Origin of the sequence: Anaeromyxobacter sp. Fw109-5, assembly GCF_000017505.1 — a bacterium.
Classification (GTDB): Bacteria; Myxococcota; Myxococcia; order Myxococcales; family Anaeromyxobacteraceae; genus Anaeromyxobacter.
Genome location: NC_009675.1, coordinates 288408 through 304773, shown reverse-complemented (window position 1 = coordinate 304773; position 16366 = coordinate 288408). Strand labels below are relative to the sequence as shown.

Below are 16366 nucleotides of genomic sequence, written 5' to 3'. Positions count from 1 at the left end.
GCGGCGCCCCCGCACCGGAGGCGTATGCCCTTGGCAAGAGGGTGGTTTTCCCCTTCGGGGCCCGAGGGTCGCGCCCGACCCAGGGTCGGCGGTCTGGCCGACTTCCGTCCGGAGCGAGGAGGTCAGCGGTGGAACACCGCCGGGTCATCCTGGATCGCGTCCACCGCCGCGGCGAAGGCGGCGAACTCGCCGTACCGCTCGGGTGGGACCCTCCCGCGCGTCACGGCGAGCCGGTCCTCGCGCACGAGCGTCCTCCCCTCGGCGCGCTCGGTCCGCGTGAAGGTGCCGAACGGCGTCTCCACCTTCCGCGCCGGCGAGGCCCGGATCGCGAGCCCCTCCGGAACGGCGATCTCGATCTTCGACACGCCCACCTCCGGCGTGGGCAGCAGGAGCGGCGTGCGACGCTGCGCGATCTGCACGTAGCGCGACGCGAGCCGCGCCGGGAAGAGCGACGCGTCCATCACCATCCCGCCTCCGGACGCGCGGGCCAGGTCCGGCACGGTCCCGCGCCAGCGGATCTCGAGCGGCGCCGCCGGCTCGTCCTCGCCGCCGATGGTCACCTCCTGCACGGTGACCCCGCCGAAGGTCCGCGAGAGCATCGCCTCGACGGCCTGGCGCCGCTCGGTCGCGTCGAGCTTCTCGAGCCCTTCCTTCGCCGCGGCCGCCATGGCCCCGAAGTAGCGATCGCTCCCCTGCACCTCGCCGGCGCCGTCCGGGCGCAGGGCGATGTGCACGGCGACCTCGCGCCGCTCCTCGACCTGCGCGCGCGCAGGCGTGCGGGCCACCTCCATCGCGTCGCCCGGCTCCGGCAGCACCATCGCGTCCACGTCGAGCACGCTCGACGGCACCGCGCCGAAGGGCGCGAGCCGGAGCGCGGGGTCGAGCCAGAAGGTCTCCGCTCCCGCCTGGACCCGGAGGAGCGGGTGCGTGAACTCGGCGGGGTTCGGGAACCGGTAGGCGACGGCGTCCGCCGAGAACGGGCGGGCGAGCGCGATGCGGGTCCGCAGCCCGAGCTCGGAGAGCACCGCCTTCAGCACCACGAGCCGGCTGCCGCGACCGCGCGACAGCACCACGCTCGCGTCCTCGCCGAGCGCGCTGCCCGTCCCCAGGATGTCGCGCGCGACGCGCGCGTAGGCGGCCCGCGCCAGCGCCTCCGGCGAGGCGTCGCGGCCCGCCTCGGCCCTGAGCGCGCGCGCGAACGCGCGGAGCTCCTCGGTCGGCCGGGTGCGCTCGAGCACCGCGTCGCCGAGCGCGCGCTGGACGTCCGCCCGGTCCGCGCCGGCGCCCACCTGCACGAACGGCAGGTACTCCTGCGGCGGCACCGCGCCGGGCTCCGGGACGAAGGCCGGGACCTCGGTCCGCAGGCCGCGCACGACGTCCCGCCCCCCCTCGCGCCGCACCTCCGGCGCGGGCATTCCGTGCGCGTCCACGGCGAGCCCGAGCCCCTCGGGCGCGACGACGAGGTACGAGGAGTGGAAGAGCGGCACGCCGGCGACCTGGAAGTAGAACGGGTCGGACACGTACGCGCCGCCCAGCCCGCGCACCGCGCGCACGTGCTCCACCTCGACGTAGTCCCCCGGCTCGAGGCCGGCGAGCGACACCGACCCCTTCGACGCGCCCGCCCGCTCGGGCTCGAGCGCGCGCCCGTCGGGCTTCACCGTGTGGAGCTGGAGCACGTCCGCGCCGTGCGGGACGGAGATCTCGCCGAACTCCTCGACGCCCTGCTGATCGAGGACGTGGATCACCTGGTGCGTCCGCTCCGTGGCGGAGCCGCCGGGGTGGAGCTCGATCGCCGCCGCGTCGAGCACCATCGCCGCCGAGGTCGCCCCGCGGGGGCGCGCCCGCTCGTACGCGCGGATCGCCGCGCGGCCGTCCTGGGCGCCGGCGTCGAGCACCTCGCGCCCGTCCTCCAGCGCGAGGGCCCGGCGCAGCGCGAGGTCCGCCCCGTCGAGGAGCAGCGCCCGCTCGCGCAGCGCGCGCGCGCCCGGGAGATCGCCGGCGAGCTCGCGCACGTCCGCGAGCTTCTTCGCGACGCGCGGGCTCCGCGGCCAGACCGCCTGGAGGGCGCCGAGCGCCTCGACCGCGCCGGCGGCGTCGCCCGCCGCGACGAGCGCGCCCGCTCGGGTGAGGGCCGGCTCGATCGCCCACGGTCGCGCCGCCACCGTCGACGCGAGCGCCTCGACCGCGCCGCGCGCGTCCCCGCGCCGGCGCAGGTGCTCCGCGAGGCGAGCCGCCCCGTCGCGGCAGGCGGCGACCGCGCGGATCCGGGCGTCCTCCTCCGCGATGGCGAGCCGGCGACCGGCGAGCGCGTAGGCGAGGTCGGCCGCGCCGCAGCGGCCGCTCTCGGAGAGCGCCTCCGCGGCGAGCTGCTCGGCCCGGACTCCCAGCCCCCGCGCCTCGGCCGCGCGGGCCCGGGCCTCGAGCGCCGCGCCCCGGCCCGCGGCCGCCGGCGAGAGCCCCGCGAGCAAGGCGTCCGCGTCGTCGAGCCGCTCGGAGCGCCGGAGCAGCTCGGCGAGCAGCACGCGCGCCTCGGCGTGCCCGGGATCGCGCGCGAGCGCCTCGCGCAGATCGGCCTCGGCGCGCGCGCGGCCGGCCTGGGAGTCGAGCGTGTCGTCGTCCTGGACGACGGTGGCCCGCGCCACGCGCAGCGCGGCGGAGCTCGGCAGGCGCGCCACCGCGCGGGCGAGGAGCGCCTTCGCTCCCTCGCGATCCACCTGCGCCGCGTCGCGCGCCGCGAGCAGCTGCGCGAGGGCGTAGCCCCCGGCAGGCTCGAGGGCGGACGCGAGGCCGTCGGGGGCGCCCACCGGCGGGCCCGCGCGCGGGGGGACGGGCGCCCGCGGCGCGGCCCCCGGCGCGGCCGGCGTGAAGGCTGCGTCCGAGGGGGCGCCGTCCTCGCGCGTGAGCGCGACGTGGAGGCCGCTGCGGGAGGAGGGGCCGCGCGTGAGCTTCACGAGCACGCGGTGGGGACCCGGCGCGAGCTCGAGCGGAAGGTGGGCGAGCGACGCCGGGGTCCCCGCGAACGCACGCCGCTCGTGGACCGGCCCGCCGTCGATGGAGACGCGCGCCGACAGGCCCGTACCGACCGTGAGCAGGTACCGGCCCCCGCGGGCGAGGGTCACGTCGGAGGCGAGGTAGAACACGTCCGCATCGGGCGGCTCGCCCTCCAGCGTGACGGTGCCGTCCGGCGCGGGGAGCGCGCGGGTCGGCCGCGGCGGCAGCCCCGCCGGCGCCGGCGCGGCCTCCGGCAGGACGCCTTCGTCTGGCGGGAAGCGCGCGTCGAGGTCGAGCGCCTGGTACCGGCCGAACGGTCCGGCGAGCGACCAGGCGGTCACGGCGCCGTTCGCGCGGCGCAGCGCGACCGCCCGCGCGTGGTCGCCCCGGACCTCCGCGGCGGTCACCCGCGCGATGCGCGCCCGGTACGCGGCGAGGCCCGTGAACCGGCCGGCCTCGAGGAGCGGCGCGAGGCCCGCCTCCACCTCGCCGGCGCGAGCCGGGGACTCCTCCGCGAGCTCGGAGAGGCGCCGCAGCGCCACGAGCGCGGCGGGATCGGCGGGCGCGGCGGCGGCGACGGCGAGGAGGTGGCGACCCTCCGCGGCCGCGTCGAGCGCGCGGCGGGCGAGGAGCGCGGCGCCGAGGTGCGCCCACGGGTCCTCGCCCCGGCGCGCGAGGGCCCGGGAGGTGCCCGCCTGCGCGGCGGCGGCGTCGTTGCGGAGGACGAGCGCCTCGGCCGGACGGGCGTTGCCCGACGCGCCCGGTCCGGGGGAGCCGGCCCGGGGCCCGGCGCAGCCGAGCGCGGCCAGGAGAACCGCGGCCGCGAGGGCGCAGGGGCGACGGAGGCGGGCCGTCATCGCGAGCCCTCCCCCGCCGCGGCGGGAGCGATGCGGACCTTCCGCGCGAAGGCGCGGTCGATCCGCGCGGCGAGGTCGCGGAACGCGGGGTACTCCGCCGCCGCGACGCGCGCCGCCTTGAAGGTGACGTGCCCCTCGGCGACGAGCGCGTCGCCCTCGCGGCGGTAGCGCACCTCGAACGCGCCGTGCGGCGTGTCGGCGGCGGCGGGCTCGGGCACCTCGACCGGCGCCCAGCCCGCGGGCAGGACGTAACGATAGGTGAAGCGCGTGATCCCCGGATCCCCGACCACGAGATCGTACCTGCGGGCGGAGAGCGCGGCGTACGACTGGGCGTACCCCGCCACGTCGCCGAACGGCGTGAAGCGGAGGCCGCCCCCGTCGGCGAGCGCGTAGCGCGGCACGTCGAGGGTGAACTCCATCGCGACGTCCTCCTCGATGCGGGTGAGGTCCGAGACGGAGAGGCCGGTCACCTCGGCGCCCGGGAAGGTTCGGCCGAAGGCCCGCTCGAGCTGGGCGCGCCGCTCGTGCTCGGCGAGGTAGGCGCGCCGGTACTGCGGCGCCTGCGAGCCGCGGACGCGCGAGCTCCCTCGCACGCGCGCGCGGCCGTCCGCCCCGAGCGTCACCTCGAAGCGGCTCTCCAGGCGGTTGTCCTCGGGGCGCGCCTGCGGGACCGTGCCGAAGCGCGCCTTCCCGCCGGGGTTCACCACCAGCACGGTCGCGCCGCGGTCCTCGCTCGGCAGATCGCCGGAGCCGGAGTGGGCGGCGGTGCCGTCGAGCCACAGGTCGAGCTCGGGCACGTACACGATGGCGTGGTTGAACACGGCGAGCGACGCGGGCGCCTCCGGCATGCGGCCGAGCCGCCGCATGCGCAGGAGCACGAGCCGCGAGTCGATCCCCGCGCTGGCGAGGAGCGCGTGGACGAGGCTCGCCTTGTCCTTGCAGTCGCCGAAGCGTCGCGCCAGCACCTGATCCACCCGGTAGGGCTTGTAGCCGTGGATCCCGAACTCGAGGCCCACGTAGCGCGTCTGCGAGACGACGAAGTCGTAGACGCCGCGGGCGATGGCCCGCTTCTGGTCCAGCGTCCAGCCGCCCTGGGCCGCGGGGGCCGCCCCTCCCGCTCGCGCCGCGACGGGCTGGAGCCGGGTCGCGCCGACCGCCGCCTCCACGATCCGCGCGGAGGTGGCGCGGAGCTCGTCCGTGGGGCGCAGCTGGTCCTTCACGAGCCCCCAGTAGAAGCGGGCCACCTGGTCCCAGTCGCCGTAGGTGGAGACGTGGACGTAGCGGGCGACCTCGCTCCAGCCGGGCATGCCAGGCTCGGGCCGGATGCGCGCGAGCTCCCGGGCGGCGAAGCGGTGCTCGACGAGCCCGCCGGACAGCTTGCGCGTCTCGTGGCGCACGCCCTCGGGCACGCTCGAGTAGATGGGCCGCGCCTCGGGGACGAGCAGCACGTAGTCGACGCGCGCCTTGCGGGTGGTGTCGTCGAGGAAGGTGAGATCGCCGAAGTAGTCCGAGAGCAGGTTCTCGCGGGCGCTGTCCTCGATGCGCCAGGCGACCTCGAGGACGTCGCCGGCCCCGAGCGACGGGAAGGACAGGGTGCGGGTGCGCGTGTCGTAGTACAGCCGGTACCACGGCTCGCTCGCGCTCCGCTCCGCCGCGTCGTGCGTCTCGACGCTGCTGCCGTCGGGCTTCACGATCCGCACGCGCTCGACGCGGACGTCCTGCCGATCCGGCGTCCAGCCGATGACGTGCCGCCGGAACGCCTCCGCCCCGCGGGCGCTCACGATCTTGACCACCTGCTGGTGGAACGTGGCGGACAGCCCGGAGGGGAAGACGCGCGTCACCTTGAGCTCGCCGAGCACGATGGCGTCGTCGTCGGCGCGCGGCGCGGGCGCGTTCGCGGCGAGCGCGCGTGCGTCGAGGACGTAGGGCGCCTCGAACCGCTCGCGGGCCGGCTCGAGGCTCCGCACGAGCTCCTTCAGCTCCGGCGACTGGGGGCGGAGGTCGAGCGCGGCGTGCAGGTCCTGGAGCGCGTCGCGGGGACGCCCGGCGGCGAGCCGCGCCCGGCCGCGGCGCTCGAGGGCGTCCGCGTCGGCGGGGGCGATGCGCAGCGCCGCCTCGTACGCGGCCTCCGCCTCCTCTCCGCGTCCGTTCGCGGCGAGCAGGTCCGCGAGGCGGAGCCGCTGCTCGCCGGCGGCGGGATCGAGCCTGAGGGCCTCCGCGAGGAGCGCCGCCGCGGTCGCGACCTCGCCGCGCTCCACGAGCAGGTGGGCGAGCGTGCCGCGCGCCTCGGCGTCGTCGAGCCGCAGCGCGAGCAGGGTCCGCAGCCGCGCCACGGCCTCCTCGACGCGGTTCAGCCGGCCCGCCGCGCGCGCCGCGGCGCGCACCGCGCCGGGGGTGGTGGGGAAGGCGTCCGCGGCCTCCGCCGCGGCGCGGACCGCGCGCACCTCCAGGCCGGCGCGATCGAGCGCCTCGACCCGCGCGACGCGCGGCGCGGCCCAGCGCGGCGCGGCGGCCACCGCGCGATCGAGGAGCCGCAGCGCCGCGTGGGGCCGTCCCTGATCCAGCTCCTCGCGCGCCAGCGCGGCGAGCGCGCGAGGCTCCTCGGGCCTGGCGGCGAGCGCCGCCTCCACGTAGCGGCGCCGCCGCCCGTGGTCCTCCTCCATCGAGGCCGCCAGGAGCTGCAGCTCCGCCGAGCGCGGCGCCAGCTCCGCCGCGCGCCGCGCCTCCGCGGCGGGCCGCCGCTCCTCGAAGTCCGCGCTCTGCCGCTCTGCGAGGACGATGGCGAGGTCCCGCCGCGCCGCGGCCTCCTCCGCCCGCGTCCTCGCCCCGCGGGCCTGCGCCTCGAGCCGCGCCACCGCGCCGTCGATCGGGGAAGCCGCGGGCCCGGGCTCGGGGGCGGGAGCGTCGGGCGAGCCCGCCGCGCGGGCACGACCGTCGCCGCGCTCGTCGGCGAGCCGCAGGAAGAAGCCCATGCGGCCGAGCTGATGGCACAGCTTCACGAGGATGCGGTTCGTGCCCCGGCGCAGCGTCACCACGGCGCCGCGCTGGTCGAGCCTCGCCGGGTGGTAGCCGGCGTCGGCGACGACGACCGCGCCGTTCACCCACACCTTCGCGGCGCCGCTCGCGCCGAGCCACAGGGCCACGCGCTCGTCGCGCGCCGCCTCCACGAAAGCCACGGCGTAGGCGACCCCCTCGCTGGCGGGCCGGAGGGCGGCGCCGAGATCCACGAAGCCGTGCACGACGGCCTCGTCCGGCAGCGGGCGCCACGCGACCTCGCCGACCTTGCCGTCGTGGCGGGCGGCGAGATCGATCCCCTGCTCCGGCGCGTAGGCGGTGTCGAGCCCGCGCTTGCCCTCGTCGTCGAACGGGCCGACGACGTGCCAGCGCGTCACGAACCCGAGCCGCCGCACCTGCGCGGCGCTGCGCTGGAAGTTCCCGCGCGAGCGCTCCAGGGCGGCCAGCCGGTGGCGCGCCAGCGCGCGGACCTCGGGGTGGGCCGCGCGGTCCTCGACGGCGGCGGCGTAGGCGGCGGCGAGGGGCGCGAGCTCCGGCGCCTCGGCCTCGAGCTCGCCGAGCTCGGCGAGCGCGACGATCCCGCGCGGCCCGCGCCGGTCCCGCGCCAGCGCCGCGATCGCCTCGGCGCGGAGCGCGGCCTCGGGATCCGCTCCGCGCGCGCCAGGCGCCCCTCCGGCGGCACGGGCGACGGGGAGGGGGGCGACCACGGCGAGCGCGAGCAGGGCGGCGAGGGGGCGAGACATCTCGCGCAGTCTAACCGCCGGCGCCCCCGGAGCATGCCGTTTCGGGAGCCAGGTGTGAGTGCTCAGTCTGCCCTCGCCAGCGCGACCACGATCACGGATCTCACCCCTGCGTCCTTGAGCGCCCTGGCCGCCGCGTCTGCCGTCGCCCCGGTCGTCACCACGTCGTCGACCAGCACCACGTCCTTCCCCTGGAGATCCCGGGTCCGCACGGCGCGGAACGCGCCGGCGACGTTCCGGCTGCGCTCCGCGCGCGTCCTCCCCACCTGCGGCGGCGTCTCGCGGGTGCGCACGAGGGCGCCGCGGAGGCGGCGGTCGCGCGCGCCGGCGGCGCGGGCGAGCGCGTCGGCGAGGAGGGCGGCCTGGTCGTAGCCGCGGTCGATGCGGCGGCGGCGGGCGAGCGGGACGGAGACGAGGAGCGCGCCGGGCGGAAGCGGCGCGGTGCGCGCGAGCCACGCGCCGAGCGGGCGCGCGAGGGCCGGACGCCCTCCGTACTTGAAGGCGTGGATCGCGTCGGCGAGGGGACCCCCGAAGAGCCCGCCCGCGCGGATCGCGTCGAACGCGGGCGGATCGGCGCGGCACGCGCCGCAGAGCGGGTCGGGGCCGGGCATGCCGCAGCGGGCGCAGCCCGCCGGCAACGGATCCACGGCCTCGGCGCAGGTGGGGCAGAACGGCTCGGAGGCCACCCCCTCGCGGCAGGCGGCGCAGCGCGGCGGGTAGACGAGGTCGAGCAGCGCCGCGGCCACCGCGCGCAGCGCGGCCGCGAGCGGGCGGTCCGGCGGGGTCGAGCCCGTCGGCGTCATCGCTGCAGGAGCCCGAGCCCCTTCATCTCCTTCGGCTGGGGCAGCCCCATCACCTGCAGCGCGGTGGGCGCCACGTCGGCGAGCACGCCCTTCGCGCGCAGCTTCGCGCCGCGGAAGTCGGGGTCTGCGAGGATGAAGGGCACCGGGTTCAGCGTGTGGGCGGTGTGCGGCTGGCCGGTCTGTGGGTCGGTCATCATCTCGCAGTTGCCGTGATCGGCGGTGACGAGCATCGCCATCCGCTGCGCCTTCGCCGCCTGCCAGAGCCGGCCGACGCACTCGTCGACGACCTTCACCGCCTTCACGGCGGCGTCGAGGAGGCCGGTGTGGCCGACCATGTCCGGGTTCGCGAAGTTCACGAGCACGAAGCCGTGCTGGCCGGTCCCGATGGCCTGCACGAGCTTGTCGGTCACCTCGCGGGCGCTCATCTCCGGCTTCTGGTCGTACGTCTTCACGTCCCGCGGGCTCGGCACGAGGATGCGGTCCTCCCCCGGGAAGACCGTCTCGCGCCCGCCGTTGAAGAAGAAGGTCACGTGCGCGTACTTCTCGGTCTCGGCGCAGCGGAGCTGCTTCAGGCCGGCGCGCGCCACGATCTCGGGGAAGATCTCGGTCAGGTCCTGCGGCGCGTAGGCGACCGGGTGCGGGAACGTCTTGTCGTACTCGGTCATGCAGACGTACGCGGAGAGCCGCGGCGCCGGCCCGCGGTCGAAGTCCTTGAACCCCTCGTCCGTGAGCGCGCGCGTGATCTCGCGGGCGCGATCGGCGCGGAAGTTGAAGAACAGCACCGCGTCGCCGTCGCGCACCGGGCCCACCGGCTTGCCGTCGCCGTTCACGACCACGGTGGGCTTCACGAACTCGTCGGTCTCGTCGCGGCCGTAGGCCGCCTCCATGGCGGCGACGCCGCCCGGCGCGCGCTGCCCCTCCCCCTTCACCAGCGCGCGGTAGGCGACCTCGACCCGATCCCAGCGCTTGTCGCGGTCCATCGCGTAGTAGCGCCCGGAGACGGTGGCGACCTTGCCATGGCCCTTGTCGCGGAGGACCTTCTCCAGCTTCGCCATGTACTCGAGGCCGCTCTTGGGCGGCGTGTCGCGCCCGTCCATGAACGCGTGGACGAACGTGCGCGGCACTCCCTCGCGGCGCGCCAGCTCGGCGAGCGCGAAGAGGTGCTCCTCGTGGCTGTGCACCCCGCCGTCGGAGAGGAGCCCCATGAGGTGGAGCGCGCCGCCGCTCTCCTTCGCCCGCCGGCAGGCCATGAGCAACGCGTCGTTCTTGAAGAAGGACCCGTCCTCGACGGCGCGGTTGATGCGCACGAGGTCCTGGTAGACGATCCGCCCCGCGCCGAGGTTCGTGTGGCCCACCTCGGAGTTCCCCATCTGGCCCTCCGGGAGGCCGACCGAGAGCCCGCTCGTCTCGATGGCGGTGTGCGGGAACTCCCGCACGAGGGCGTCCATGTTCGGGGTGCCCGCGACCGCGATGGCGTTCGCCTCGCGCTCCGCGCGGAGGCCCCAACCGTCGAGGACGACGAGCAGCACGGGCTTCGGCTTGGCCAAGGATTCCTCCGAGACGTTTGGGGAGCCGAGATCTTAGGTTTCGCGTCCCTGGGCCACAACAGGAGAATCCGCCGGCGACTCGGTGCGCCCCACCCGCAGTGGACCTGCGCCGGTGAGGCCGCGGAGCCCGCGCGTCGTTCAGGGCGCGAAAGCGAGCGGGTAGCTCATCCTCCGCGCGGCCTCGGCCATGCGGGCGTCGAACGTAGCGACCGCCACGCGCTGTCCGGCCTCGGCGAGGTAGTGGACCGTCGCGAGGTGCAGCGCGTCGAGCGTCCGCACGGGCGCGGGGAACGGCTCGAGCGCGCGCGCGAGCACTGGACGCGCGAGCTCGACGAACGACACGCGGGCGAGCACCTCCCGCGCCGGACCGTCGTGCGTCCGGGCAGCACCGCGCGCGTGGATCCTCGTCCAGAGCTCGTACTCGAGCAGGCGGCTCGACACGAGCGCCTCCGCCCAGAGCGCGTCGGGCGCCCGGCGGTCCTCCGCGAAGAGCTCGGCGAGCGCGACGGACGTGTCGAGGTAGATCATCGGTCCGCGCGATCGGCGTCCAGCTCCGCGAGGAGCTCCGCGAGGCGCACCGTCCTGGGAGGCGCCGCGGGACGGGCGCCCGGCGGCATGAGCGCGGGCGTCACGACGCCGCGGCGGACGAGGTCGGCGAGCGCCGCGTCGGACACCATCTCGCTCCGGCGCGGATCGGCCGGGACGAGCTCCGCCACGACGCGGTCGCGATCGGCGATGAGGACCGTCTCCCCCTGCGAGGCGAGACGGACGTACTCGCTCAGCTTGTTCTTGAGAACCTTGATCCCCACGACGCGCACGATGGCAAAGGTAGCGCCCGGTAGCTACTTGCGCAACGTTCCAGGGCGACACCACCCCTCACCAGGGATCTCGGCCCGCGCGGCGGGCGTCGAACGGAGCTGCTCCCCGGGCCCCTTCACCCGCAGCTGCTGAGGCCCCACCCGCAGTAGAGGACGCCGCACTCCGTGGGCAGCCCTGGAGCGCCCGCCGTGCAGCAGCAGTATCCGATGATGCTGCACGCGAGCCCGCACCGCGCCGCGGGCTCGCAGATCCCCTGGGTCCCGCAGAACAGGCCGTGCCGCTCGCACCCGGCGTCGCAGGGCACGGTGCAGATGAGCCCACCCGCGGCGTCGCTGTGGCGGCAGGTCCCCTCGGCACAGTCGTCGTAGTCCTCCGCGCAGTCGCCGTAGGAGCCGCGCGTGCAGGCGACTCCGATGGGCTGGACGGGCTGGTGCTGCTCGCGCGCGGTACGGCAATCGTCGTCGATCTCGCAGGCGGTCAGGACGAGGGCGACCGCGCCGACGAACGCGAGGCGCATGAACGCAGCGTCACGCATCCAGCGGAGTATGCCAAGGGCACCGCGCGGGGCGCCTCACTGACGCCGCGGTCTCCTCGGGTCACGAGCGCCGTGCGGACCACGCCCGGAGCACGACGTTCACTTGTGGTACGGCTCTCCCCTCAGGATCGTCATCGCCCTGTACAGCTGCTCGACGAGGACGAGCCGCGCGAGCCGGTGGGCGAGCGTCATCCGCGAGAGCGCCAGCGTCTCCTCGGCGCGGTCCAGCACCGCGCGCGACAGGCCGTCGGAGCCGCCGATGACGAGCGCCACGTCCCGCCCGCCCTCGGTCCAGCGCCGCACCCGCTCCGCGAAGGCGACGCTCGTCCACTCCGCGCCCCGCTCGTCGAGGGCGATGACCCGCTCGCGCGGGCCCAGCTTCGCGAGGAGCGCCTCCGCCTCCTCGTCCCTCGCCTGGGCGGTGCCGGCGTGCTTCCTCGCCTCGGGGACCTCCACGAGCTCGAACTTCACGTAGCGACCGAGGCGCTTCGCGTACTCCTCGATCGCCGGCGCGTAGAGCCCGGAGCGATCCCTGCCGACGGCGACGACGCGGAGGCGCATCGGGGGCGTCAGGGGAGTGGGCCGACGTCGCCGGGGACGAGCGCCCGCGCGATCGTCTCGCCGAGCTTGGCGAGGAGGTCGCGGTTCCCGTCCTGGCGGTACGCGGCGAGGCGCCGCTCGAGCTCGGGGAGGCGCCCGAGGAACGCCGCGAGGACGGCGTCGTCGATGAGCTCGGCGGCGGCGCCGTAGCCGAGCCGCTCGAGGTAGCGGGCGTTCAGGAGCTGCTCGAACTGACGCTTCACGGGGACGGCGAGCATGGGCTTGTGGAGATACACCGCCTCGCTCATGAGCGTGAAGGATCCGCCCGAGACGACCGCGCGGGCGGTGCGCAGGTCCTCGATGAAGGCGGGCTCGTCGAAGGGCCGCCACAGGAGGTTGCCGTCGCGCTCGTCGGAGGTGAGGTCGCGGCGCAGCCCGTAGATGCGGCACTCCCGCCCCGAGCGGCGCAGGACGTCGGGGAGCGCCTCGTTCGACGTGGAGGTCTGGTAGACGAGGAGGTGGTCGCCGGGCTCCGGGCGGGCGGCGAGGATCTCGGGGCGCAGCACCGGCGGGTGGAGCGTCGTGCGGCGCTTCACGGCCTCCGGCTGGAAGAACGTCGCGACGAGGTAGTGGAAGCAGCCGGGCAGCTTCGCCTTCACGACGGCCTTCGCGACGAGGTACTCGGCCTCGTGCCCGGCGGTGATCTCCGGCGGGTGATCGGCGCGGTTCACGATCTGGTTGTTGTCCACCGAGAGGCACCTGAGCCCGTGCATCCGCGCGAACAGGTGGCTCCAGCTCTCGAAGTCGGAGACCACGACGTCCGGCCGGAACGCCAGGGCGAGGTCGAAGTACGCCTTCACGTTGCGCGGCCAGCCGCCCAGGGCCGCCCCCGCGACGTTCGCGAGGACGGTCCGGAAGTTCCGCACCTCGTTGTCCTCGTAGACGATCGAGAGGCCCCAGATCCGGTTCACCCCCAGGCGCTCTCGCTCCAGCGCCTTGAGATAGCCGTGCGCGCGGCCCGAGACGACCACCTGCACGTCGTGCGAGCGGGAGAGGTGGTCGATGACGACGCGCGAGCGGATCGCGTGCCCCATGCCCTCGCCCGCCACGCCGTAGAGGATGCGCGCCACCCCGTGAATCTAGCGCAGCGGCGAGACCGAGCCGCGGGCCCGGCGGGGACCCGCCCGGGCGCCCGCGCTTCCGGGCGCGGCGAGGTCCGGGGTACCCTGCGCGGCCGATGGACGCCCCTCACCCGTCCGAGCGCACGCGCGCCTCCGGGCGCAGCGCGATCCTGCGCCCCCTCCTCGCGCTCGCCTGGCCCATGGTGGTCTCCCGCGCCACCCAGGTCGTGGTGGGCATCGCGGACGCCGTGATGGTCGCCCACCTCGGCGAGGCGGCGCTCGCGGCGACGACCACGGGAGCGACGAACGCCTTCTCGATCGTCATCCTGCCGATGGGGATCGTGTTCGTCGTCCAGAGCTTCGCGTCCCAGCTCTTCGGGCGCGGCGACCTCGCCGGGGCGCGGCGCTTCGGCTGGTACGGGCTCGCCGTCGCCGCGGGCGCGCAGGTGCTCGGCGTGCTGGGCACGCTCGCGACGCCGCGCGCCCTCGAGGCCTTCGCCTACGCGCCGGACGTGCGCGCGCTCATGAGCGGCTACCTCCAGATCCGGCTCCTCTCGGCCGGCGCGGTGGTGGGGCTGGAGGCGCTCTCGAACTACTACGGCGGCCTGGGCGACACGCGGCTGCCGATGCGCGCGAACCTCGCGGCGATGGTGCTGAACGTGGCAGGCAACTGGCTCCTCATCGACGGGCGGCTGGGGCTGCCCGCGCTCGGCGTCACGGGCGCCGCCGTCGCGAGCACCCTCTCGACCGCGCTCGCGTTCGCCGGGCTCCTGGCGGTGTTCGTGCGCGAGGGACGCCGGACCGGGACCGGGACGCTCCGCGCCCGGGAGCTCGGGCGGCTGCTCCGCTTCGGCGTGCCGTCCGGCGTCAACTGGTTCTTCGAGGTCCTGGCCTTCGTCTTCTTCGTGAACGTGGTGTTCGTCGAGCTCGGGACGACGTCGCTCGCGGCCCTCATGGCGATCCTCCAGGTGAACACGGTCGCGTTCATGCCCGCGTGGGCGCTCGCGAGCGCGGGCGCCATCCTGGTGGGTCAGGCGATCGGCGCGTCCCACGCCGACCGCGTCCCGCGCCTCGTGGCGGTCACGTTCGCGGTGAGCGCCGCCTGGCAGCTCTTCGTCGGCGCCCTGTACGTCCTCGCGCCGGAGGCGATCCTCGCGCCGTTCGCGACCGGCGCCGGACCGGGGAGCGCCTTCGTCGCGATCGGCCGGCGCGTGCTGCTCCTCGCGGCGGCCTGGCAGCTCTTCGACGCCGCCGCGATGTCGCTCGGAGAGGCGCTGAGGGCGGCGGGCGACACCGCGTTCGTCATGTGGATGCGGGTCACCCTCGGCTGGGCGGTCTTCGTCCCGGGGACCTGGATCTCGGTGCGCGAGCTCGGCGCGGGCGAGGTGGTCGCCGTGGGATGGCTGGTGCTGTGGCTGGCGCTGCTCGCCCTGGCGCTCCTGCTGCGCTTCCGCTCCGGCGCCTGGCGGCGGATCGAGCTCGTGCCCGAGGCGCCCTGAAGCGGCCGGTGAACCATCCGCGGCGCCATCGCGACGGCCGGGGACTCTTCACGACGCGCGGGGAGTCAGCGCTCGCAGCGGGGTGGCGCGTCGGCGCCGGCCTCGCCGGCGTGGCGCGGCAGCGTGAGCCCGAGCGCGCCGGGCTCGACTGCGGCGCCCCGCTCCACGTCGGTGGCCCGCACCGCGGCGAGCCGTCCGTCCGCGTCGAAGAGGTGCTCGACCCGGACGCGGGCCCCGCCGATGCGCCCCTCCCGCACGTACTTCACGACCCGGCCCTGGCGATCGCGCTCCACCTTTCGCCATGCCTCGCCCTCGCAGCCGACGAAGGTGCGGATCTCGCCTGCCAGCGCCCCGTGCGCCCTCAGCGTGGCGTAGCGCTCGAGCGCGTCCGCCGACGAGGCGGCCTCGGCGGCGCCGTCAGGCTCCGGCGCGGCCGCCGGCGCCGCGGCCGGTGCGCCGGCGCTCCGAGGACGCGCTGCGGCGACGGCGCTCCGCGACGGCGCCTCGGGGGCGCGCTCGGGCGGCGCCGCGAAGCCCGCCGCCTCCTCCGCCGCGCCGGCCGCGGCGCTCGCGACCTCCGCGTCCTCGGCACGGCTCGGGTCGGCCGGGGCCTCCGCGTACGCGCGGCGCGCAGCGGGCGCGGCCTCCTCCTCGCGGGCCGGGGCGGACGCCGCGTGCTTCCCCTGGGCGTCAGGGGTCGGAGCCGATCGCACCTCGCGGCGGGTGGGGGCGGCCAGCTCCGCGCGCGGCCGCGCCGCCCCCTCCGGCCGGGGCGCCTGCGCCACGGAGGGAGGTTCTGCGCGCATGTCGTTCAGCGCCTCGTCCGGCGCCTCGGCCTTCGCCACCCCCTCGCCGGAAGGTTCCGGGCTCGGCGGAGCCTCCGCGTATCGTCCGCGCCCGAGGAGCTCCTCGCCGCCCCGCTCCGCGGCGGGTCTCATCTCGAGGAGGCGATACGAGACGGCCCCCACCGCCAGGAGGAGCGCCGCGACGACGGACGTCGACCACCTCCAGCGCGACCAGCTCCGCGCCGGCGCGCGCCCGCGCACCTCCTCGCGCGCCGCCGCGAGGAGGACGCCCTCTCCCCGGTCCGGCGCCCGCTCGTCCGGGAGCGCCGCCATCAGCCGCCGCGTCGCGCGGATGCGCGCGAGCTCCGCGCCGCACCCGGCGCACGTGGCCGCGTGCGCCTCCACCTCGCCCGCCTCGCGCGGCGAGAGCTCGCCGTAGGCGAGGTCGAGGATCCGCTCGCTGAAGCGCTCGTGGCTCATGGGGAGGCGCCTCCTGCCGCGGAAACCGGGACCTCGGGGCCGACGCCGAGGGCGGCGAGCGCCTCGCGCAGCCCCTCCAGCGCGTAGCGCATGCGGCTCTTCACCGTGTTCTCCGGGGTGCCCGTGACGTCCGCGATCTCCGCGAAGCGCAGGCCCGCGTACTCGCGCAGGAGGAACACCTCACGCTGCTCGTCCGGGAGCGCCGCGAGCGCCGCCTCGAGCTTGGGCCGGAGCAGCGCCGCCTCGGCGGCGGCGTCCGGCGCCGGATCGCCCGCGGGGTACGCCGCGGCGCCGGCGAGGCCTGGCGCGTCGAGCGGCTCGGCCCTGCGGAAGGCGGCCCGGCGCGCCTCGTCCACCGCGAGGTTCCGCGCGATCGCGTAGAGCCACGTCCGGAACCGCGCGCGCTCCTCCCATGTCCTCGACGCCTTCACCACCTTGAGGAACACCTCCTGACAGAGATCCTCGGCGCGCGCGCGGTCGGCGGTGAGCCGCACGAGGAACGAGAAGACGGGGGTGCGGTGCCGGCCCACGAGCGCCTCGAAGGCCCGCGCGTCGCCGGCCTGGAACCGCAGCATGAGTCGCTCGTCGCTCTCGTCCGCCGCCACGCGTGCTCCGGGCCCTGCGCGGTGAACGC

Annotated in this window: 12 protein-coding genes; 1 reads left to right on the top strand and 11 read right to left on the bottom strand. The window is 76.5% G+C overall.

All coding sequences use genetic code 11. The annotated features are described in order from the left end of the window. Window positions 1-122 precede the first annotated feature (122 nt). From ANAE109_RS01325 to ANAE109_RS01285, 9 genes are all read right to left on the bottom strand, one after another. Window positions 123-3848 carry a DUF3857 domain-containing protein gene (locus ANAE109_RS01325; RefSeq protein ID WP_011984584.1) on the bottom strand — a complete coding sequence of 1242 codons (3726 nt, stop codon included), beginning with the start codon at window positions 3846-3848 and terminating at the stop codon, window positions 123-125. Continuing rightward, window positions 3845-7606: a DUF3857 domain-containing protein gene (locus tag ANAE109_RS01320; protein ID WP_011984583.1), complete on the bottom strand. Its 3762-nt coding sequence runs from the start codon at window positions 7604-7606 to the stop codon at window positions 3845-3847. Before ANAE109_RS01320 ends, ANAE109_RS01325 begins: the two co-directional genes overlap by 4 nt. 62 nt (window positions 7607-7668) lie before the next feature. Continuing rightward, window positions 7669-8406 (bottom strand): ComF family protein, encoded by a 738-nt coding sequence (locus ANAE109_RS01315; protein ID WP_011984582.1) that lies wholly within the window; start codon window positions 8404-8406, stop codon window positions 7669-7671. After that, window positions 8403-9953, bottom strand: coding sequence for a 2,3-bisphosphoglycerate-independent phosphoglycerate mutase (gene gpmI / locus ANAE109_RS01310; RefSeq protein ID WP_011984581.1), 1551 nt, complete (start codon window positions 9951-9953; stop codon window positions 8403-8405). Before gpmI ends, ANAE109_RS01315 begins: the two co-directional genes overlap by 4 nt. Window positions 9954-10091: 138 nt before the next feature. Continuing rightward, complete coding sequence (locus tag ANAE109_RS01305) at window positions 10092-10481, bottom strand: PIN domain-containing protein (RefSeq protein WP_041448037.1); 390 nt, start codon at window positions 10479-10481, stop codon at window positions 10092-10094. Continuing rightward, window positions 10478-10771 (bottom strand): type II toxin-antitoxin system Phd/YefM family antitoxin, encoded by a 294-nt coding sequence (locus ANAE109_RS01300; RefSeq protein ID WP_041448036.1) that lies wholly within the window; start codon window positions 10769-10771, stop codon window positions 10478-10480. Before ANAE109_RS01300 ends, ANAE109_RS01305 begins: the two co-directional genes overlap by 4 nt. Window positions 10772-10887: 116 nt before the next feature. Further along, window positions 10888-11289, bottom strand: coding sequence for a hypothetical protein (locus ANAE109_RS01295; protein ID WP_011984579.1), 402 nt, complete (start codon window positions 11287-11289; stop codon window positions 10888-10890). 117 nt (window positions 11290-11406) lie between these two features. After that, window positions 11407-11868 (bottom strand): 23S rRNA (pseudouridine(1915)-N(3))-methyltransferase RlmH, encoded by a 462-nt coding sequence (gene rlmH, locus ANAE109_RS01290; protein WP_011984578.1) that lies wholly within the window; start codon window positions 11866-11868, stop codon window positions 11407-11409. A gap of 8 nt (window positions 11869-11876) precedes the next feature. Further along, complete coding sequence (locus tag ANAE109_RS01285; RefSeq protein WP_011984577.1) at window positions 11877-12977, bottom strand: glycosyltransferase family protein; 1101 nt, start codon at window positions 12975-12977, stop codon at window positions 11877-11879. Between the two features lie 107 nt (window positions 12978-13084). Between ANAE109_RS01285 and ANAE109_RS01280 the strand changes: the two genes are divergently transcribed. Continuing rightward, entirely contained in the window at window positions 13085-14467 is a 1383-nt protein-coding gene (locus tag ANAE109_RS01280) for an MATE family efflux transporter (RefSeq protein WP_011984576.1), read from the top strand. A gap of 65 nt (window positions 14468-14532) precedes the next feature. On the opposite strand, the gene ANAE109_RS01275 is transcribed toward ANAE109_RS01280, so the two are convergent. Continuing rightward, window positions 14533-15732, bottom strand: a complete 1200-nt coding sequence (locus tag ANAE109_RS01275; RefSeq protein ID WP_011984575.1) for an anti-sigma factor — start codon at window positions 15730-15732, stop codon at window positions 14533-14535. After that, on the bottom strand, window positions 15729-16307 hold the full coding sequence (locus ANAE109_RS01270; protein WP_041448715.1) for an RNA polymerase sigma factor: 579 nt from the start codon (window positions 16305-16307) through the stop codon (window positions 15729-15731). The genes ANAE109_RS01275 and ANAE109_RS01270 overlap by 4 nt, the downstream gene beginning before the upstream one ends. Window positions 16308-16366: the final 59 nt, after the last annotated feature.